Origin of the sequence: Methylobacter sp. Wu8, from assembly GCF_036440755.1 — a bacterium.
Lineage (GTDB): Bacteria > Pseudomonadota > Gammaproteobacteria > Methylococcales > Methylomonadaceae > Methylobacter_A > Methylobacter_A tundripaludum_A.
Genome location: NZ_JAZGVT010000067.1, coordinates 42,551 through 62,849 on the forward strand (window position 1 = coordinate 42,551; position 20,299 = coordinate 62,849).

At 50.6% G+C, this 20,299-nt stretch carries 21 protein-coding genes; 11 read left to right on the forward strand and 10 right to left on the reverse strand.

Annotation, left to right across the window (positions count from 1 at the left end):
• Nucleotides 1–121: 121 nt before the first annotated feature.
• The 3 genes from sodB (at nt 122) to V3O24_RS11815 (ending at nt 1,825) form a co-directional block, all read left to right on the forward strand.
• Nucleotides 122–703 (forward strand): superoxide dismutase [Fe], encoded by a 582-nt coding sequence (gene sodB / locus V3O24_RS11805; RefSeq protein ID WP_331307364.1) that lies wholly within the window; start codon nt 122–124, stop codon nt 701–703.
• Between the two features lie 145 nt (nt 704–848).
• Nucleotides 849–1,319: an SDR family NAD(P)-dependent oxidoreductase gene (locus tag V3O24_RS11810; RefSeq protein WP_331307365.1), complete on the forward strand. Its 471-nt coding sequence runs from the start codon at nt 849–851 to the stop codon at nt 1,317–1,319.
• A 5-nt stretch (nt 1,320–1,324) separates the two neighbouring features.
• Complete coding sequence (locus tag V3O24_RS11815) at nt 1,325–1,825, forward strand: DUF3455 domain-containing protein (RefSeq protein ID WP_331307366.1); 501 nt, start codon at nt 1,325–1,327, stop codon at nt 1,823–1,825.
• Nucleotides 1,826–1,972: 147 nt separating this feature from the next.
• Here the strand turns inward: V3O24_RS11815 and V3O24_RS11820 are convergent, their stop codons facing one another.
• The 5 genes from V3O24_RS11820 to arsC form a co-directional block, all read right to left on the reverse strand.
• Nucleotides 1,973–2,896 carry a 2-dehydropantoate 2-reductase gene (locus tag V3O24_RS11820; protein ID WP_104423677.1) on the reverse strand — a complete coding sequence of 308 codons (924 nt, stop codon included), beginning with the start codon at nt 2,894–2,896 and terminating at the stop codon, nt 1,973–1,975.
• A complete protein-coding gene (hda, locus tag V3O24_RS11825; RefSeq protein WP_331307367.1) occupies nt 2,889–3,593 on the reverse strand; it encodes a DnaA regulatory inactivator Hda in 705 nt (234 codons plus the stop codon). Before hda ends, V3O24_RS11820 begins: the two co-directional genes overlap by 8 nt.
• A gap of 2 nt (nt 3,594–3,595) precedes the next feature.
• Nucleotides 3,596–3,949: a DUF2069 domain-containing protein gene (locus tag V3O24_RS11830; protein ID WP_181049869.1), complete on the reverse strand. Its 354-nt coding sequence runs from the start codon at nt 3,947–3,949 to the stop codon at nt 3,596–3,598.
• Between the two features lie 133 nt (nt 3,950–4,082).
• On the reverse strand, nt 4,083–4,673 hold the full coding sequence (gene wrbA / locus V3O24_RS11835) for an NAD(P)H:quinone oxidoreductase (RefSeq protein WP_331307368.1): 591 nt from the start codon (nt 4,671–4,673) through the stop codon (nt 4,083–4,085).
• A gap of 12 nt (nt 4,674–4,685) precedes the next feature.
• Complete coding sequence (gene arsC / locus V3O24_RS11840) at nt 4,686–5,033, reverse strand: arsenate reductase (glutaredoxin) (RefSeq protein WP_331307369.1); 348 nt, start codon at nt 5,031–5,033, stop codon at nt 4,686–4,688.
• 77 nt (nt 5,034–5,110) lie between these two features.
• Between arsC and ubiA the strand changes: the two genes are divergently transcribed.
• The gene (gene ubiA / locus V3O24_RS11845; RefSeq protein ID WP_331307370.1) at nt 5,111–5,995 is read left to right on the forward strand and encodes a 4-hydroxybenzoate octaprenyltransferase; all 885 of its coding nucleotides are present in this window, start codon (nt 5,111–5,113) and stop codon (nt 5,993–5,995) included.
• Nucleotides 5,996–6,038: 43 nt separating this feature from the next.
• Here the strand turns inward: ubiA and V3O24_RS11850 are convergent, their stop codons facing one another.
• The gene (locus V3O24_RS11850; protein ID WP_181049868.1) at nt 6,039–6,947 is read right to left on the reverse strand and encodes a YihY/virulence factor BrkB family protein; all 909 of its coding nucleotides are present in this window, start codon (nt 6,945–6,947) and stop codon (nt 6,039–6,041) included.
• 248 nt (nt 6,948–7,195) lie between these two features.
• Between V3O24_RS11850 and V3O24_RS11855 the strand changes: the two genes are divergently transcribed.
• From V3O24_RS11855 to V3O24_RS11870, 4 genes are read left to right on the forward strand one after another with little or no spacing between them, the layout of a single operon-like run.
• On the forward strand, nt 7,196–7,495 hold the full coding sequence (locus V3O24_RS11855; protein WP_104423672.1) for a DUF6763 family protein: 300 nt from the start codon (nt 7,196–7,198) through the stop codon (nt 7,493–7,495).
• Between the two features lie 16 nt (nt 7,496–7,511).
• Nucleotides 7,512–8,357 carry an ATPase gene (locus V3O24_RS11860; protein ID WP_104423671.1) on the forward strand — a complete coding sequence of 282 codons (846 nt, stop codon included), beginning with the start codon at nt 7,512–7,514 and terminating at the stop codon, nt 8,355–8,357.
• Nucleotides 8,358–8,375: 18 nt separating this feature from the next.
• On the forward strand, nt 8,376–9,440 hold the full coding sequence (locus V3O24_RS11865; protein WP_104423670.1) for a homoserine O-succinyltransferase: 1,065 nt from the start codon (nt 8,376–8,378) through the stop codon (nt 9,438–9,440).
• Nucleotides 9,441–9,908 (forward strand): nucleoside deaminase, encoded by a 468-nt coding sequence (locus V3O24_RS11870; protein ID WP_104423669.1) that lies wholly within the window; start codon nt 9,441–9,443, stop codon nt 9,906–9,908.
• Between the two features lie 85 nt (nt 9,909–9,993).
• On the opposite strand, the gene V3O24_RS11875 is transcribed toward V3O24_RS11870, so the two are convergent.
• Nucleotides 9,994–10,398, reverse strand: a complete 405-nt coding sequence (locus tag V3O24_RS11875) for a hypothetical protein (RefSeq protein WP_104423668.1) — start codon at nt 10,396–10,398, stop codon at nt 9,994–9,996.
• 245 nt (nt 10,399–10,643) lie between these two features.
• Between V3O24_RS11875 and purM the strand changes: the two genes are divergently transcribed.
• On the forward strand, nt 10,644–11,687 hold the full coding sequence (purM, locus tag V3O24_RS11880; RefSeq protein WP_331307371.1) for a phosphoribosylformylglycinamidine cyclo-ligase: 1,044 nt from the start codon (nt 10,644–10,646) through the stop codon (nt 11,685–11,687).
• 195 nt (nt 11,688–11,882) lie between these two features.
• Here purM and V3O24_RS11885 read toward each other — a convergent pair whose 3' ends face one another.
• Nucleotides 11,883–14,531: an EAL domain-containing protein gene (locus V3O24_RS11885; RefSeq protein WP_331307372.1), complete on the reverse strand. Its 2,649-nt coding sequence runs from the start codon at nt 14,529–14,531 to the stop codon at nt 11,883–11,885.
• Between the two features lie 360 nt (nt 14,532–14,891).
• Between V3O24_RS11885 and V3O24_RS11890 the strand changes: the two genes are divergently transcribed.
• Nucleotides 14,892–15,239, forward strand: coding sequence for an FUN14 domain-containing protein (locus tag V3O24_RS11890; RefSeq protein WP_104423665.1), 348 nt, complete (start codon nt 14,892–14,894; stop codon nt 15,237–15,239).
• Between the two features lie 789 nt (nt 15,240–16,028).
• Here V3O24_RS11890 and ntrC read toward each other — a convergent pair.
• Together ntrC and glnL are read right to left on the reverse strand one after the other, a co-directional pair.
• Nucleotides 16,029–17,459 carry a nitrogen regulation protein NR(I) gene (ntrC, locus tag V3O24_RS11895; RefSeq protein ID WP_104423664.1) on the reverse strand — a complete coding sequence of 477 codons (1,431 nt, stop codon included), beginning with the start codon at nt 17,457–17,459 and terminating at the stop codon, nt 16,029–16,031.
• On the reverse strand, nt 17,452–18,507 hold the full coding sequence (gene glnL, locus V3O24_RS11900) for a nitrogen regulation protein NR(II) (protein WP_104423663.1): 1,056 nt from the start codon (nt 18,505–18,507) through the stop codon (nt 17,452–17,454). The genes ntrC and glnL overlap by 8 nt, the downstream gene beginning before the upstream one ends.
• 491 nt (nt 18,508–18,998) lie before the next feature.
• Here glnL and V3O24_RS11905 point away from each other — a divergent pair, with 491 nt between their 5' ends.
• Nucleotides 18,999–20,216 carry an FAD-dependent oxidoreductase gene (locus tag V3O24_RS11905; RefSeq protein WP_331307373.1) on the forward strand — a complete coding sequence of 406 codons (1,218 nt, stop codon included), beginning with the start codon at nt 18,999–19,001 and terminating at the stop codon, nt 20,214–20,216.
• Nucleotides 20,217–20,299: the final 83 nt, after the last annotated feature.

A 20,299-nucleotide genomic window follows, 5' to 3' on the forward strand; every position in this document is an offset into this window, starting at 1 on the left:
ATTGCTTTATTTAATCGTCGAGCAATGCTAAAGTAATTGTTTATTAAAACGCTTGGTATTTGTTTTATCGCCGGCTGTTTGTATGCAATACTTTACATCAACTTTAATTTAGGAGAATCCCATGGCTTTCGAACTTCCTGCTCTGCCTTATGCCAAAGACGCATTGGCGCCCCATATTTCTGCCGAAACCTTGGAATATCATTACGGCAAGCATCACCAAACTTATGTGACAAACCTGAATAACTTGGTTCCGGGTACTGAATTTGAAGGTTTATCATTAGAAGAAATCATTATGAAATCTTCCGGCGGTATTTTCAATAACGCGGCGCAAGTCTGGAATCACACTTTCTATTGGAACAGCTTAGCACCCAATGCGGGCGGCGAACCTACCGGCGCTTTGGCCGATGCAATCAACGCAACTTTCGGTTCATTCGCGAAATTTAAAGAAGAATTCACCAAATGCGCAGTTACTACCTTCGGTTCAGGCTGGGCTTGGCTGGTAAAAAATGCCGACGGCAGCTTGGCGCTGGTCAGCACCAGCAACGCAGGTTGCCCATTAACCACGGGTCAAACACCTTTGTTGACTTGCGATGTTTGGGAGCACGCTTATTACATTGATTACCGCAATGCGCGTCCGGCTTATTTGGAAGCATTCTGGGCATTGGTTAACTGGGATTTTGCTGCAAAAAACTTTTCAGCATAATTTTAAAGTAGTATAAAAACCTCCTGCGTCGCCGATGCAGGAGGTTTTTTTATGGGAGCAATAAAAATCTACAACGTTCTGGCCGCGCTACCCTACTATTCAGCTGGAAAAACTCGATGTTTCAGAGTTTTGACAAATTGAGGTCTTGTCGCAAAAACTGGCGGGCAGCCGTATCGATGTTTTGATTAATAATGCCGGTATTTATACGGATGACAACAGTAACGGTTTTGGCCGTCTCGATTATCAGGCCTGGACCCATTCGCTGGTAGTTAACACCGAGGCCCCCATAAAAATGGCCGAGGCTTTTTTACCGCAAATTAAAACCAGCGATAAAGAACTGATTGTTAATATCATCAGCCTGATGGGCAGTATCTTGTACCGGTCCAGCAAAGCGGCGTTGAATGCGGCAATGAAGAGTTTGGCGATAGAGCTTAAAAATCAGTCTGTCGGCGTGCTTACTTTTCATCCCGGCTGGGTCAAAACCGAGATGGGCGGGCCGAATGCGCTAATCGATGCGGAGCAAAGCGTTACCGGAATGCGCACGTTGATAGAGAACTTTTCTTTGGATCAATCCGGCAGTTTCGTCAAATACGACGGAACGCCAATGCCATGGTGAATGTTATGATTAAAAAGATATTGATTTTATCGGTCATGTTACAAGGTGCGGTTCATGCCGAGGTTTCAACGCCCGAACAGATTAAAGCGCCTGCGGGCTATAGCCCCGTTTTGACCGCGCATGCGAAGGGCGATCAGATTTATCAATGCGCACTGAATAAAGGCGAGTATGCGTGGGAAACGCAGGCACCCGACGCCAAATTGTTCGATGCCAAGGGCAACATCGTCGGGAATCACTCCGCCGGCCCCCTGTGGGAATATAAAGAAGGCAGCCGCGTAGTCGGCCGGGTCGTCAATAAAGTCGATATGGCGCCGGGCAAGGCTATTTCCTGGTTGCTGGTCGAGGTGGTTTCCCATCAGGGTGACGGCCTGTTTTCGAACGTGGACTTTATCAACCGGGTTAATACGCACGGAGGCCTGCCGCCTGCGTCGGGATGCGACGCTAATCATTTGGGCGGTGAAAAACGGGTTGCCTATACGGCGGATTATATTTTTTATTCCAAATAACGTAACTTCACGTCATAACTGGTATTACGCAATGGCTAAAAGTATTCACCGCGAAGACACGAAGAAAAAATATAAAATTTCGGGCTCTTCGTGTCTTCATGGTGAATAAAAGTCTTTGTTCTGTGTCGTTTGTCGTTATTAAATAATCTAGTGCTGCTCTAGCTTCAATTCCCTCAGCTTCATCAACGCATAGACCGATTTCAGATGAGGCGCGACAATGCTCACCCGGCGGGCGGCGCGCAGGGCATTGCCGAGGATGGCTTCGGTCTCCATCGGCTGATCGGCCTCATAGTCCAGCAGCATGCTGGTTTTATAAGGCGGCATCGCGTAGGTATTTTCGATGTTGGTGTCAACAATATCGTCGGGCAAGGGATGCCCCACGGCCGACGCAATATCGCAAATTTCCTGCATGATGCTGCGCACGAAAAACTCCTGGGTTTGCAGGATGTCGAGCGTCAGCAAACCGCCTGACAGTACCGACAGCGGATTAAACGGCGCGTTCCAGACGCATTTTTGCCAGCGCCCGGTCACAATGTTGTCGATTGCCCCGCAATCAATGCCGGATTGATTAAACAGTTCGCAAAGCTGCGCGGTTTTAAGGCTGACGCCGTTCGGCAAATTACCTAAAGCCAGACGGCCGTAGGCCAAGTGCAATATTTCTCCGGGGCCTGTCCGGTTGCAGCAGATAAACGCCAGACCGCTGACGAGTTCATTATTCGGGAAAGCATTCAGCATTTCCTGTTCGATTTCCACGCCGTTTTGGATAAAGACTATCGACGTATTTCGGCCGACAACCGGGCGTATCAGTGCGACACGATCCAGCGTCGGAATGATTTTGGTGCAGAGTAAAATATAGTCCGGCGTCCCTTTAAAATCGGTCACATTTTTTAACACCTGTGCCGGGGTAAAATTCCAGCGGCCGAGCGCTTGGCTGTTGATGATGAAATCGTGTTGCTTGACTTGATCGTAATCGGAGCGGCAAACCACCGATACTTCGGCTCCGGCCTGCGACAGCAGCGAGCCGTAAAACGCGCCGACGGCTCCTGCTCCAATAACCAGCACTTTAATCATGGCTGTCTTCGTTCAGAATCTGCTTTAAAAAAGGGACGGTTAGTTTGCGCTTGGCGGCCAATGACGCCTTGTCCAGTTTTTCCAGTAAGGCCCATAAACCGGCCAGATCCCTATCGTAATGAGTCAGCAGGAAACGCCCGGTTTGCGGCGCGATCTCAAAGCCCATTTGATCAGCTTTAAAGATTAACGCCGCGATACGGTCGCTGTCGGTCAAAGGCTGTATTTTTAAGGCCAGGCCCCAGTTAAGACGGGTTTTCAGGTCGGGTAATCGGATGGCAATGTCATTGGGCGCGGCATATGACGATACGATCAGTTTGTGGCCCCGATCGCGATGCCGGTTGAAAAAATTAAAAAAGGCCAGCTCCCAATCCGCATTGCCGGCTATGCACTCGATGTTGTCGAAACAAACGACATCATATTCATCGAGTCCGTCCAGTATCGCGGGATCAGGCAATTCTGCATGGGCTAAATCAAAATAGAATGAGCGGATGTTTTGCCGTTGGGCCTGATGGCAGCAGGCTTGCAGCAGATGAGTCTTGCCCAGGCCCGATTTGCCCCAGAGGAAAATTTGCTGTTCGCCCAGGCCGGCAACACACCGCTGCAAATGAGTGACGATTTCGCGATTGGTTCCGGGGAAAAAATCGTTAAAGGTCTGGTTGGCCCGAAATTCAAAATGTAATGGAAGCTGCTCCGCCATTGTCAGTTCTGTTTTCCTGCAAAGCGGACATAAAACGCGGAGCCGAAAAACAGCATCAGGCTCAGCAGGATTTCAAGCGACGCATACAGCCGTTCGTCGGCGTTGACGTAGGCTTCGGCAGTGCCGTGGAGAAAATAGATCAGGCTGACGTAGGCGGCCCATGCGCAGCTTCTGGGATTGCGATCCAGCAAGCCGCGCATCGGCAGCAATAATGGCATAACGGAGACCAATAAAACCAGCGCCACCGGAAAACGGGTCGACGGCGCGAGCACGGTATTCCAAAGCATCAGCAGCGCGAACAGCCCGAAAAAACCGGTCAGGGCCGTGATATAGCAGTAAATCGGTTTTATGGTCATGAATGGTAATTTCTCAGTAATAACAGGTAAGTCCACAAAAAATCGGTTAAAAAGATTAACACCACGAAGACACGAAGTTTTATTCTTCGTGGTGAATAAGGGGTTTTTAATAGCCTGTTTACCCGCATCCGCTTCAAGCCTGTTTTAAGCGGAGCGCGGTTTTAGCGAGTCGTGCGCCGAGCGCTTTGCACAAGGTTTTTTCGTGATCGCTCAATCCGGTGTGGTTAGTCGATGCGTGACTGGGGCCGTATGGCGTGCCGCCCGACGTGGTTTCGCGCAATGCATGTTCGGTGCTGGGCAAGCCCACTATCAACATGCCTTGGTGCAGCAGCGGCAGCATCATCGACAACAAGGTGCTTTCCTGTCCGCCGTGCATGCTGCCGGTCGAGGTGAATACGCCGGCCGGTTTGCCGGACAATGCGCCTGAAAACCAGATTTCGGTGGTGCTGTCGATAAAATATTTTAGCGGTGCGGCCATATTGCCGAAATGGGTCGGGCTGCCCAGCGCCAGGCCGTCGCAGGATTTTAAATCGTCAAGCGTAGCGTAAATTGCGCCGTGCGCGGGGATGCTTTCCGCGGTTTTTTCGCAGACGGCTGAAACATCGGGGACGGTTCTGAGTACGGCTTCAGCGCCGTCAACCGATGCTACGCCGCGGGCGATATAATTGGCCATATCGGCGGTCGCGCCGTTGCGGGAGAAATACAAAACCAGGATTTTTGCCATAAGATTAAGCCATCAAAGAATGGCGAGCACGGCTTCCGGCGGACGGCCAACGGCCGCCTTGCCGCCCGCGATAACAATAGGCCGTTCGATTAAAATGGGATGGTCCGCCATGCCTTGTATCAGCGCCTGCCGGTCCAGCGACGTATCGTCCAGGCCGTTCGCCTTATATTCGGCTTCTTTTTTACGCATTAACTCGCGCGGTTCCATGCCCAGCTTTTGCAGAATCTCATCCAGTTCCTGGGCGCTGGGAGGCGTTTTAAGATATTCGATAACCTCAGGTTCGATGCCTTGCTCTTTTAACAGTTGCAAGGTTTGACGCGATTTGCCGCAACGCGGATTATGATAAATCTTTACGCTCATGGTTCACCTGCTCATTAAAATAAAAAAGCTATAATAGCATTTTTAATAAAATTCAGGCTTTGGAAAAGGCAATAACGATGATGGACAAAATAATGGATCGCGTACTGGATCGAATCAAGCAATACTGGCTATTAGCGCGATTCGACAAGCCTATCGGCATCCTGATTTTATTGTGGCCGGCATTGTGGGCGCTGTGGGTCGCCAGCGGCGGCAAACCCGATTTGCTGGTTTTGACCGTTATTTGTCTGGGCGTTGTGCTGATGAGGGCGGCAGGCTGCGTGATTAACGATTATGCCGACCGCGACTTCGATCCGCATGTGGAACGCACCAAGCAGCGGCCTATCGCCGCAGGCAGGGTAAGCCCCAAGGAAGCGCTGATAGTTTTTGCGGTGTTGTGTTTGTGCTCTTTCGGTCTGGTGTTATTGCTGAATATCTACACTATCATGCTGTCATTCATCGGCGCATTTCTGGCCGCCAGCTATCCGTTTATGAAACGCTACACTCATTTGCCGCAGGCCTATTTGGGCATGGCTTTCGGCTGGGCGGTGCCGATGTCGTTTGCCGCGCAGCTGGACAGCATTCCGCCGGTGGGCTGGGTGATGTATTTAGCCGTCATATTATGGGCGTTGGTTTACGACACCATGTACGCGATGGTCGATAAGGACGATGATCTGAAAATAGGCGTTAAATCGACGGCCATACTGTTCGGCGCTTACGACCGTCACATCATGGCGGCGTTACAGGTCGTCATACTCGGCCTGCTGATTACTGTGGGGCAAATGGCGAACACCGGTTGGCCTTATTACGGCGGTATTTTAATTGCGGCGGGCTTGTCGGTTTATCAGCAAAAATTGATTCTTCACCGGGAAAGAGCGCTTTGTTTTAAGGCGTTTTTAAACAACAACTGGTATGGCTTGGCCGTGTTTTTAGGCTTGCTGGCGGATTATTGGTTGCGACGATGACCGGACCGATTGTGACAGCCGGGGATATTCCCAAAGCCGCTTGCTAAGAACGGTTGTATATTTTGGCGTTTAGGTCAAAACCTATCAGCATAATCAAGCAGTTAAATTCGAGCCATAACATGATGACCATGATGGTGCCGATGCCGCCATACACCTTGTTGTAAGTGCCGAAGTTGTTGACATAATAGTTAAACAGCAATGACGCCGAGATCGATAAAACGGTCGCCAACAGCGCGCCGGGGCTTATAAACTGGTAGTTGGCCGAATTAACCGGGCCAAAGTAATACAGCAACGAGATGGCGGTATATAACAGCAAAAGCGCAACCAGCCACTTGCCCAGCATCAATAATAATATTTCTCGCCAGTCATGTAAGAGCCAGCCCTGATCAATTGCATAATTGATCGCAACTTCGCTGAATATAATCAGCAATGAAGCCGTCAGCAGGAGCAGCGAGAGCGCTACAAACAAGAGTAGCGAAACGCACCGCTGCTTGATAAAAGATCGGGTTTCAACGACATGAAGGGCCTGGTTGAACGCTTCCATCAACGCATTAATACCGTTGGTGGCAAAGTAGACTGTTACCAAAAATCCGAATGATAGCAATCCGTTATGCTGGTTTTTCACCAGATCGTTAATGGTTTCAACAGCGGCCTGATAAGCGTTTTCAGGTAATAGCGAGTGCATTTCGTTGAACACCTGCTGGTGCAGATTAGCGACGGGCAGGAAAGGTATCAACGAAAAAAAGAAGATGATGGCGGGAAACATCGCCAGAAACAGAGTAAAGGCTACTGCGGACGCCCGAGTGGTAATGGCGCTTTTTTGGATTTCCACCAGGAAGAAGAAGCCTATGTCATGCAATGTCAGTCCGGCGAAACCGGGAGGGCGAATTGCTTTCGACTGCGTAATCAGTTTTTGCAGTAACTCTAAAAACAGAGTTTTTGATCTGAACACATTATTCGTCATTATTGGCGGACTGTTGCAAGTAAGCGGTGCTTACTTTATAAATATCGCACCCGGATAATTCAATCAGCCTTGTCATAACAGGCTTTAACGCGGGTTTCAATATAAAAATACGGAAAATAAATTTATCCCGGCCAGTATAAAATACTTTTGTATTTTCTTTTGCATTGTTAGTAAGATCACTTACCTTTTAGATATTTTTGCGGCGAAACATTCTAGCTAAGCATTGAGGAATAATTATGACAACCATAGCAGACCCTATCATCGGCAGTTGGTACAAGGACGTGGAAAACAACCTGAAATTTAAAGTCGTCGCCATTGAAGAAAGCGATGATTCCATTGAAGTCCAATACCTTAACGGCGATATTGGCGAATACGACCATGACAGCTGGTATAGCTCAACTTTCGATTATATTGAGGCTCCTGAAGACTGGAGCGCGCCTTTTGACGATCTTGAGGTCGATGATTTGGGCTATACCGATACGGACGAACACAGACCCAATCCTGACGATCTGGACATAGAAGATTACCTGGATTAATGAGGGAAGCATCACAATGAAAATGAGTCCTCAGGAATTCCTGGACTGGCAAACAAAACGCATTACCCTGCTGGCTATGTCCGGCGCGGGAAAAACCACGCTAGCCAATAAATTGCCTAAAGCCAAATGGTTCCATTATTCCGGCGATTACCGGATAGGCACAAAATATCTGGAAGAGCCTATTCTGGATAATATCAAGCGCCAGGCCATGCGCGTTCCGTTTCTGCGCGAATTGCTGCTTTCCGACTCCATCCATATCAGCAATAAGATAACCGTCGATAACTTGGCTCCGGTTTCCAGCTTTCTCGGCAAACTCGGCAATCCTGAGTTGGGCGGACTGTCTTTGCAGGAATTCAAACGCCGGCAAAAACTGCACCATCAGGCTGAGATTGCCGCGATGAATGACGTGCCGGATTTTATCGATAAAGCGGTAGACATATACGGCTACAAGCACTTCGTCAATGACGCCGGAGGCAGCGTTTGCGAGCTGGATAGCCCCGAGGTGCTGGAAACGCTGGCGCAGAACACGCTGATTGTTTACATCAAAATTCCGCCGGAATTGGAGCAAACCATTATTGAACGCGCTAAATCCGATCCCAAGCCGCTTTATTATCGGGAAGCGTTCCTTGATGAAAAACTCGCCGAATTCATGAAGCTTAGACAGTATTCTTCCACTGATGCCATTCAGCCGGATGATTTTGTCTCCTGGGTTTTTCCCGAGCTATTCAAGTCCAGACTGCCCCGCTATCAGGCTATCGCCGATCAATACGGCTATACTGTCGATGCGAACGATGTCGCCGCCGTTAACGGCGAGGATGACTTTATCCGGCTTATCGCCGATGCCCTTGGTTCCCAGCAATAATATGGACGGAGTCCGGTTATGCCTTTAGTTGCACATACTGATTTACCGACATTTCAACGCCTTCGTGAAGAAGGGGAGGAAATACTGGATCCTGTTCGCGCCAGTAATCAGGATATACGGGAAATGCATATCGGTCTGCTCAATATGATGCCCGATGCGGCGCTGGAAGCGACCGAAAGACAATTTTTCCGGCTGGTGGGGGCGTGCAACCAGATCGTTCAGTTTCATGTGCATCCGTTTACCATTGAGGGACTGAAAAGAAGCCCGGAAGCGCAAGCCCATATCGCTAAATATTACGAACCCTTCGAGAAAATCAAACGGGATGGCTTGGATGCGCTGATCATCAGCGGCGCTAATGTCACGCATCCCCGATTATCCGAAGAAGATTTCTGGCAACCGTTGACCGAGGTTTTTTTCTGGGCGAAGGAAAATGTCACCTCGATATTGTGTTCATGCCTTGCGACGCATGCCGTCATTCAATATTGTTACGGCATCGAGCGAACCCGCTTGCCGGCCAAACGTTGGGGGGTGTTTTCGCATAAACTAACCGATCGCAGCCATCCGTTGGTCGCGGAAATCAACACCCGATTTGACGTTCCTCATTCCCGTTTTAATGAAATATTCCAGAGCGATATGGAACAACACGGGCTCAGGGTCCTGGCCGCCAGCAAAGAAGCCGGCGTGCATCTTGCGGTCAGCCCGGACGGTTTTCGCATTGTGTTTTTTCAAGGGCATCCTGAATATGACGACATCAGCCTGTTGAAAGAATACAAGCGTGAAGTCCTGCGCTTTTATCGTGCGGAAATAGACGACTACCCGCCGTTCCCGGAAAATTATTTTAATGCCGAGGTCCAGCAGATTTTTGCCGGTTATGAGCAGCAGGTCATATCGGCCAGACAGAACGGGCTGCGTCTGGCCGAGTTTCCTGAAAACCAGGTGCTGGAACATATCGACAACACCTGGGGCGATACGGCGAAAGCGGTATTCAACAATTGGTTGGGAAAAATATATCAATTGACCCATCAGGAACGTGGCCTGCCTTTCATGGATGGCGTAGACCCAAATAATCCCCTAGGTTTATAAATGGATGAGGAGTTTTTGCGGCAGGCGGTCGATCTGGCCGTAGAGAATGCCCGATCGGGACAGGGCGGCCCTTACGGGGCGGTTATTGTAAAAGAGGGACGGGTGATTGCCGCCAGCGGCAACAAGGTCACCAGCAATATCGACCCTACCGCCCATGCGGAAGTGATGGCGATACGTCTGGCTTGTCAAAAGCTCAATGATTTCCAGTTGCCGGGCTGCACCCTTTATTCCAGCTGCGAGCCCTGTCCGATGTGCCTGGGGGCGATCTACTGGGCGAGGCTTGAAAAGGTCTATTTTGCCTGTAGCCGGCATGATGCCGCTGCCGCCAACTTTGACGACAGCTTCATTTACGATGAGATTGCCGTGTTGCCGCATCAGCGCCGTATCGCCATGTTGCATTTAAATCTGCCGAATGCGATGCAGCCGTTTCAGATATGGGCTGAAAAGACCGACAAGGTGCTTTATTAAAACAGGCAAAAGGCTAAGGGCAAAAGGCGCAGAGCGATCCGGTGTTAGGTTTTTTTCGTCTTTCGCCCTTAGCCTTTCACCTCTGTTATTTATCGGTTACTTTAACCAGCCATCCGTTTTGGCCGGAGCATCCTAATTCGGCTTTGGCGCTGACATTGAGCCTGACATATTGGCCATTGAAAGCAGCAGGCAACTTTGCCTTAACCCGGTGAAAACTGCTGTTGCTTTCGACCGTATATTCGAGTTCTTGATTTTTGGCGGTCAATTTGATGGTGCTCGGCTTGGCCCAAGGCGAAACCATGAAGGAAAATGTTGATTCAGGCGGAATCTCGGTTTTTTCGGGCTCTTGAAAGACAGGAAGGCTGAAGTCTCTGAATTGGGGCTTTTTGCAAATCTCTTCTGTTAGACCCGACTCATAGGCGGAAACGGTGCCGGTAAATAATGTGGCTGCAATAAACAGCATAGGGTTAAACATTTTTGTTACGTTCATATATCCACTCCTCAAAAAGACTTGGTGTTGCCATGGGCGGTTTCGGTTGATCCACTGTAATTAACAGCCAACCACGTTAATTATTTTTTTCAATTTGCCGCGCTTAATAATGATATGAATCCAAATTCACACAAACGCTACGGTAACATCTGTCAGATAAAACCTGTGTATTCATATCCTTCAGACAAAACCGACGATGTCTTGTACAATAGCGGAAGTTTAAATTTTAGCAAGAGAACACCACATTGAGCGAACAAAATCAAGAAAGCTTGAATTATAAAAGCGCAGGCGTTGACATTGAAGCCGGTAACGCATTAGTCGAACGGATCAAGCCTATTGCAGCCAGAACACGGACGGCAGGGGTCATGGCGGGTCTGGGCGGTTTCGGTTCGATGTTTGAACTGCCGCTGGACCGTTATCGGCAGCCGATTCTGGTTTCCGGTACCGATGGCGTAGGCACCAAGCTGAAACTGGCCAATGAGTTGGGTATTCATGACACCATCGGTATCGACCTGGTTGCGATGTGCGTCAACGATATTATTGTTCAGGGCGCGGAGCCCCTGTTTTTCCTTGATTATTTTGCGACCGGTAAGTTGGATGTCGACACCGCCGCAGCGGTCGTGGACGGCATCGGCAAAGGTTGCGAGTTGGCAGGTGCTGCTTTGGTCGGCGGCGAAACCGCAGAAATGCCGGGCATGTATGCGGACGGAGAGTATGATCTGGCGGGATTTTGCGTCGGCATCGTGGAAAAAAGCAAAGTGCTCGACGGCGGCAAAGTCAAAGTCGGCGACAAGCTGATCGGCATCGCATCATCTGGCCCGCACTCCAACGGCTATTCATTAATCAGGAAAATCATCACCCACAGTCAGTCGGCGCTGACCGAACCCTTTAACGGCAAATCTTTGGGCGCAGCCTTGCTTGAACCGACCCGGATCTACGTCAAGTCGTTGCTGTCGCTGCTCGATAAAGTACCGGTGCATGCGCTGGCCCACATCACCGGCGGCGGCTTGACCGAGAATCTGCCGCGCGTGCTTCCGCAAGACACCAACGCCCACATCGACCTTGCTTCCTGGGAGTTTCCGGCCATCTTCAAGTGGTTGCAGGAAAAAGGTAACGTATCGCAGGCGGATATGCTGGTCACTTTTAATTGCGGCATCGGCATGATCGTTTGCGTGGCTCCCGAGGATGAGCGGGCGACGCTTGAAACCTTGAGTCAGTTGGGCGAGCAGGCTTTTACTATCGGCGAGCTGGTCGAGTCTGAAGGCAAGCCGGAAGTTAACTATCTGTAAACGGGATTTAATCGTTTCCGCTTAAGGCATAACACCACGAAGACACGAACGACTGCAAGGACAGATATTTGCTCCTGCAATATCTGCATTCCCTACATCCCAGTGGGTTATGCAGGAGGTCGAGCAACGCAGGGAGCAGTTGCCGAGATCACGAAGTTTTTATATTTCATTTTTCGTGATCTTCGTGGTGAAAAATTAATTTATTCTTTGCTCCCGCAATAACAGCGCAAACGCTTCCGCCGGCACAGGCGGGCTTTTGATGTAACCTTGATACGAATCGCAGTTCTTTTCCCGCAGGAACGCCAGTTGCTCCGGGGTTTCGACGCCTTCCGCCAGCACTTTAAAGCCCAGAATATGTCCCATTGCAATAATAGTCGCGGCAATTTCCATATCGTCCTGCAAGTGCGGAATGTCATCGATAAAGCTTTTGTCGATTTTTAACACGTCCAGCGGGAAATGCTTCAGGTAAGCCAGCGACGAAAAACCGGTGCCGAAGTCGTCAATGGCGAGACGGACACCTTGATAACGCAACTTGTTCAGAAGCTCCATCACATTGCTCTGGTTTTCCAGCAGTCCGCTTTCAGTCATTTCCAGCTCCAGGTGTTCGGCCGGGAACCCTGTTTCGTTCAGCACCGCCTCAACCAAGGCGCTAATATTACCGCGGCGGAATTGCTGGGGAGAAACATTGACCGCCAACGTTAGCGGCGGCAAACCCTCATCCAGCCATCGGCGACCTTGACGGCAGGTTTCACGGAGCACCCATTTGCCAATGTCCAAAATCAGCCCGGTTTCTTCGGCGATCGGGATAAAACGTAGCGGGGGAATCAGCCCCTCTGCCGGGTCTTGCCAGCGTACCAAAGCTTCGGCGCCGACGATGCGTCCGCTGGCAATATCGACCTGCGGTTGGTAAAAAACGCGCAGCTCCTGTTGCTCTATCGCCCGGCGCAGCCTTGTTTCCAAGGCAATGCGTTCACGGGCTGCGATCGTCTGGTCTTCGGAAAAATAGGCATAGCAGCCGCGTCCTTGGTCTTTGGCTTGATACAGCGCGGCATCGGCGTGATCCGTGAGCTCTTCATAGCTGGCGCCGTGTTCAGGATACAGGCTGATGCCGATGCTGACGCCAATCTGCACGTCATTGCTTTGGGTTAGTTGGAAGGATTTGCTTAACGCGAATATGATTTCTTCAGCCACCCGTGCGGCGTCTTCAGGATGCGCAATGTCTTCCAGCAAGACGACAAATTCGTCCCCGCCCAGACGCGCCACCATGTCCACATCGCGCAATCTTGCCGTGATGCGCGCCGCGACCTGTTGCAGTAACTCGTCGCCCGCCAGATGCCCCAAACTGTCGTTGACCGCTTTAAAGCGATCCAGGTCAAGCATCAGTAATGCCAGCCGTTTGCCGTCACGCCGTTCTATGTCGATGCTGTGTTTAAGGCGTTCCTGCAGCAGTCTGCGATTAGGCAGTTGGGTGAGAGGATCATAAAAGGCCAGTTGTTTGATTTCCTCCTCGGCGGCTTTGCGGGAGGTAATATCGGAAAAAGAGGCAACGTAATGATGAATCTGCTCAGTCTTTTCATCGGCTGCCTTTACCGCCGTAATAATAAGCCATTCAGGGAACACCTCGCCGTTTTTGCGTCGGTTCCATATTTCACCCTGCCATGCGTCGGTGCGATTGATACTATCCCACATCGCCGCGTAAAAAGCCTTATCATGCAGCCCTGAGCTGAGCAAATTGGGGGTTTTTCCCAGGACTTCCTCGGCACTGTAACCGGTGATCCGGGTAAATGCCTGATTGACTTTGAGGATAACGTTGTTTGCATCGGTGACCAACATGGCGTCCTGCAATTCAAATGCGGTGGCCGCGATGCGAAGATCTACCTCATCCTGCTTTTGCTTGGTGATGTCGGTGATGAAGCCGTGCCAAAGTACGGAGCCGTCGGCCTGCCGCTGCGGCAGCGCGTTACCGAACAGCCAGCAGACAGGGGCGTCGTCAAATTTCAAGCGGTACTCCTGGCGCCATGGCGTTAAGTTTTGCGCCGATACCTTAAAGGACGTCTTGAAAGCGTCCAGATCGTCAGGATGCACGGCGGCAAGTATCTTGGTCGCATCTTCGCTGACTTCCTCCGGGCTGACCCGGTAGATAGTGCGAATGGCCTCATTGGCGTAAGGGATGCAGGAGCGTCCATCGGGAAACCGCTGAAACTGGAACACCAGTCCCGGTACCTGGCTGGCGATTTTTTGCAGGCGATCCAGGGCGTCCTGGCTGGCTTGCTCGGCTTTCTGGCGTTCAACGACCTCCTTCGCCAGTTGCATGGTGCGTGAAGAAAGCGCATCGAACATCGAAAGCATGGTTTCGATCAGCACCTTCATCGCCCCGCTCATTTCCTGGTCGGCTTGCTTCTTGGCCTGGTTTAACGGTATGCCTGATTGTACCGCCAACACGACTTTGGCCATGCGCATGTCGGTGTCCAGAATATGAAAGGCCAGCCATTGGGTCAGAAATGTCAGGATTTCTTCAATCAGCTGATCCAGCGGCCTGCTGGTTTTCCCCCCCATTATTCTGTTCACCGTAGCCAAGAACCGCCTGTGATCCTCTTTATGTTTTGTTTCCCAGGGGTCTTCAGGGAAGAACGCATGCCAGATGCGCTCCTCGGCCTGAAAATGGTAAATAGCGTATTCAGCCAAGTCATTGAAAACATTGTTTAAGGTGGGGACGTCGGATTGGTAGGCCAAGTGACCTGCCAACACATTTAACAACTCGACCAACTTTTGGTGCTGTGCATCGATCAGCGGTACACCAACCTCGAAATTTTTATTCCATGGAAAAACTTCAACTGAATACATAATGCTCTCGTCCAACTTAAAAATTTAGCTGGGGACTTTGGGGTAAAAAATTGGAATGATTGTACGCTTATAAGCGATAAGGTTTTAATAAAACCTGGTTTTTGATGCGTAAGGGAAGATTCTTTTGTATATATCGCGCCTACAGCTTTGTTTTCTGACGCGGTTGAATTTGGTGATAGAATAAAAAAGTAAACAATAAAAACGAGCGGTTACTTTTACGGTCCCGGCAACAATTAATGCGGTAAAGATTTAGGTGTAGTGTGGATAAGCCCGTGCATCGACTGAATTTGCCCGATGCGCGATACTTTTACCCTGCCTGCCGGACTATCTCAATCATCACAATAGAGGAAGCTCACAACCATGAATACTCAACCAGTCGACGCCGCATCGTCTACCGACATCTTTTCTTCGGCTTTTTTACTTGGCAATGTTGGCACGCCGTTTGTAATCGGCTTGGCGGTCGGTTATTTCGCCAAAAAAATGTTGCGCACGGTGCTGTTTCTTGGGGGAGCTGCAATCGTGCTGCTGTTTGTTGCGGAATATTACGACGTCATCGATATAACCGATGAGAAGCTGCAACATGCGGCCAGTGCGGCTACAGAAGCCGCAAAAAGCTCCGGCGGGTTTCTGGTCGATCGCCTGACCAGCGTTACCAGCAAGGGCGCCAGCGGAGTCGGCGGTTTTTTTGTCGGCTTCAAGCTGGGCTAGTTCTCCTCTGGTCAGCTATTGTGGATATGAGCACGCCAGGCGGCGGGTTCAATATCCGGCTGTCGTTTAGCGCTGCCGGTAAACTTTTACGTTAGCCGTCGCCAATCAGGCAAAGTTTTCACTGCCGTCGCACGCCCCTTATCATTCCTGCCGGCAAAACATGCGGCCAATTAAGCCGCATTGGAGAAGGGTATAGCACGCTGAATTCGGATGAGGTTTGCATTTCAGCAGTTGCAGTTGTATCGGAGACAAATGTTGAGCAATGGAATGTAGCTTGTCCCGTGTGTCGGCATGCGACGGAACCGGTTTATCGCAGGCAAAAAAAATGCGGCTGATTAGGCCGCATTAGAGAAGGATATAACACTCTGAATTCCGAGGAGGAAGTTTGCATCTCAAGAGTTGCAGCTATATTAACGGCAAATATTAAGTAACGGAATGTGACAAATTGCCGCGTGTCAGAATGTCGCAGAACCGGTAGCGGATTGTTTTATCGTAAGCAAAAAACGGGTTGATTAAGCCGGATTACCGGGAGTAAATGACTTTCTTGCAGGCAAAAAAAATGCGGCCGGTTAGGCCGCATTAAAAAGGATATAAAACTCTGAATTTCGAGGAGGAAATTTGCATCTCAAGAGTTGTATATATATTAGCGATAAATGATAAATGATGGAATGTGGCATATTGTCGCAGTGTTCTAATTGCCGTAAGTATTCGCCTACATTGGGCGATCGTTATTCATCGGTTGCCCCGTGCAACGCAGCTCACGGCGGAATAAAAGACCCATCTGGACAGTTATATCCCCAGCTCCTGAATTTTACGGGTCAGGGTGTTTCTGCCGTAGCCCAATAAAATAGCCGCTTCATGGCGTTTGCCGTGGGTAAAATTTAACGCGGCCTTAATTAAAATGGTTTCAACCGTCGGAATGATGTGTTTGGCGATTTCACCCTCGTACCCATGCGCCAGATGAGAGTTCAACAGCAATTGCTGGTCTATCCAGCTCCTCAGTAATGCTTCCCAGCCGTTTTCAGTCTCGTTTTTTTCCGATAGGGTATTGAGCAACTCGGGCGGCAAGTCGTGTAAATGAATTTCCCGGCCCGACGCCATCACGGTCAGCCAGCGACAGCTGTTTTCCAGTTGCCTGACATTGCCCGGCCAGTCCAGCGTGCTTAAAAAAGCCTCCGCTTCGGGTTTTAGGATTTTAACTTCCGTATTGAGTTCAACGGCCGCCTGATTTAAAAAGTGGCGCAGCAGCAAGGGGATGTCCTGCTTGCGCTCGCGTAGCGGCGGGATGTGGATGCGGATCACGTTCAGGCGGTGGAATAAATCTTCCCGAAAGCGGCCTTGCTCAACCAGTGTTTCAAGGTTCTGGTGAGTGGCGGCGATAATGCGTACATCGACTTTGACCGATGAATACGACCCGACCGGATAGAACTCGCCGTCGGCCAGTACGCGCAATAAACGGGTTTGCAGTTCGGCGGGCATGTCGCCGATTTCATCAAGAAACAGGGTGCCGCCGTCGGCTTGTTCAAAGCGTCCGGCGCGGCGCGATTGCGCGCCGGTAAATGCGCCTTTTTCATGGCCGAACAGTTCCGATTCCATCAGGTCTTTGGGGATCGCGGCCATATTCAGGGCGATGAACGGGTTGTCGGCTCTGGGGCTGTGCCGATGCAGGGCTTTGGCGACCAATTCCTTGCCGGTTCCCGATTCGCCGTTGATCAGTACGGTGATCTGCGACCTTGCCAGCCGACCGATTGCGCGGAACACTTCCTGCATCGAAGGCGCTTCGCCGATAATTTCCGGCGTCGTTTCCTCGACCGTATGCGTATCCGAAACCGTCTCAATTTGCTGCTGCCGGCTATGGATGCAGGCTCTATGGGCAAGATCGACGACTTCTTTAATATCAAAGGGCTTGGGCAGGTATTCAAAAGCGCCGCCGTGGAATGCGGCGACGGCGCTTTCCAGATCGGAATGAGCGGTCATCACAATCACCGGCAGATTCGGGTGGCTCAGTTGAATCTTGTTCAACAGTTCCAGCCCATCCATGTCAGGCATACGGATATCGGTAATCAGCGCATCGGGCGAGTCGTCCTGCAATGCGTTCAGCAAGTCGGCCGCACCGGAAAAACTGCGGGTGTTGATGTCCGCTTTTTGCAGGGCTTTTTCCACGACCCAGCGTATGGATTTGTCGTCATCGATGATCCAGACAGTTTCGGCTTTAGTCATTGTCGGTCTCTCCCTGTGAAATAATGGGTAAGAAGATTGAAAACACCGTGTTTCCAGGCTCGCTGGTACATTCAATCAAACCGTTATGCTGATTGATCAACGCTTGGGCTATCGACAAACCCAGTCCTGTGCCGTCGGCGCGCCCGGTGATCATGGGATAAAAAATCTGGTTCATCATATCGGCGTCGATGCCCGGACCGTTATCGATAATGTCGCACTTCACGGCCAATTTATAGCGTTTGCGGCCAATGGTCACTTGCCGGTGGATTCGGGTTTTGATCAGGATGTCGCCTTCCCCGTTCAGTGCTTGAACGGCGTTTTTAGCGATATTTAAAATAGCCTGGATCAGTTGGTCTTTATCGGCATAGATGTCCGGGATACTGGGGTCGTAGTCCGATTTAATGGTCAGGTTGGACTCGGCTTGAACCAGCTGCCTGACCCGCTCCAGCACTTCGTGAATATTGATGGCCTTTTTATTGGGCAATTTATTGGGGCCGAGCATTTTATCCATCAAGCCTTGCAGGCGGTCGGACTCGGCAATGATAATCCGGGTGTATTCCTTGAGATCCTGGTCGCGTAATTCCAGATCCAGTAATTGCGCCGCCCCGCGCAAGCCGCCCAAGGGGTTCTTGATTTCATGCGCCAGCCCCCTGACCAGCATTCTGGCGGTATTCTGCTGGGTTAACAAGCGTTCCTCCTTGGATATGCGCAGGTGATTGTCCACTTGTTGTAATTCGACCAGGATTTCGTCGACCTGCTCATCCTTCAACAACGGCGTCGCGCTAAAATTGATGGTGATGCTGTGGGTCATGCGGTCCAGAATAAGCTCCCGATCCAGCAGCGGTTCCGCCATTGTTAAACATTGCTGCAAATTAAGCAGCAATGCGGGATCGGAGGATTTGAATATCTCATTAGCGCTGAGCCCCACCAAGTGGCGCGAGCTGTCGGCAAGCAGAATTTCTCCGGCTGAATTAAGGTAAGTGAGGCTCAGATCGCGATCAAATAACAAGATTGCGCCGTTAAGGTGATCAAGGATACGTTTATACATGGATTGCTTTAAAGTTATTCAAAGTTAAGAGCGTTATGGATTGTATAGCAATTTGCAGGCCGCCCGGCAGGGTGGAGTGGGGCGTTAGGTGGAATCCCACATAACCAGCCACGCTATACGATGGTTTTTGCGGCATGCTTTATTACGCTCCATTCTGTTGCACCATTATCGACCGTTTGGCTGTCTCTTCAAATTATTTATGCCCCATCTTGGCGCGTTAGCGTTCTTTTATATTTTCATGTTTTAGATGTCGGCCGGAATAAGATCGGACAAGTCCGATTGCACCCTTCGGTGCTGCTCAGGAGAGTCTTGTCGAAAAACATAGCGGGAGGCGGCGTTTCCGGCTTGTCGGCTCGCGAGTTACCGGAAATACCGGTTGTTACTGACGCTTGAACCGGTTTATTACGGTTTACAGGATTAAAGTCGGCATACCGATTGCTATTGAATATGGCATACAGTTTGAGCTGATGCATTCATATAAGGAACCCCAGATGAAACAACGCTTGGTCGTCATAGGTAACGGCATGGCGGGTATGCGTACCGTAGAGGAACTGCTGACCGCCGCGCCGGACAAATACGATATTACCGTGTTCGGCGCCGAGCCTTACGGCAACTACAACCGCATCATGCTGTCTTCGGTGCTGTGCGGCGAAAAAACCATCGAGGATATTGTGATCAATAACCGCCAGTGGTACATCGACAACGGCATAACCCTGCATGCGGGCGAGGGTAAGGCCGCGGTTTACATCGACCGGAAACACAAGGAAGTCTACGCCCAGGACGGCACGGTCGCCGGATACGAGCGGCTGCTGATCGCGACCGGTTCCAAGGCGGTCATGCCGGAGGTTCCGGGTAGTGACCTGGATGGCGTGATCAGTTTTAGGGATATTTTCGATGTGAATAAGATGCTCGACTACAGCCGCAGCCATAAAAAAGCCGTGGTGTTGGGCGGCGGGCTGTTGGGGTTGGAGGCCGCTAACGGCCTGGTTTTAAGGGGCATGGATGTCACCGTGATCCATAATCATGAAATCCTGCTGAACCGGCAAATGGACAGGCCCGCAGCAAAAATGCTGCAAATGGAGCTGGAGCAACGCGGCCTTAAATTTAAAATGGCCGCCAAACTTACGCAGTTGACAGGCGATCAAAACAATCACATCACGGCGGTTAGTTTTGCTGACGGCAGACAACTCGAATGCGATCTGTTTGTTGCGGCTATCGGCGTGCGTCCGAACATGGAACTGGCTCGAAAAGCCGGGATTTATTGTGAGCGCGGCATCGTGGTCAACGATACCTTGCAAAGTTACGATCCCAGCATTTATGCGGTCGGCGAATGCATCCAGCATCGCGGCGATACGTTTGGCCTGGTCGCCCCGCTGTTCGAGCAAGCCAAGGTGTGCGCCAATCATCTCAGCGCCCACGGCGCGGCGGAATATGTCGCGCTGCCGACTGCGACCAAGCTGAAGGTGACCGGCATCAACCTGTTTTCGGTCGGCGATTTTCAAGGCGATGAAAGTTGTCAAAGCATCTGTTTTACCGATCCCGCTTTAGGCGTTTATAAAAAACTGGTCATCAAGGCTAACAAGCTGGCCGGCGCGGTGCTGTACGGCGACACAGCCGATGGCGGCTGGTACCAGCAATTGCTGGAGCAAAGAGAAGACATTTCCGGCATCAGGGACGCGCTGATTTTTGGTAAAGCTTATGCCGAGTAAGGCGGTGTCTCGTCCAAATCAACTTAAAGCATTTCACCACGAAGACACAAAGATAAAAACTTCGTGTCTTCGTGGTGAATTAA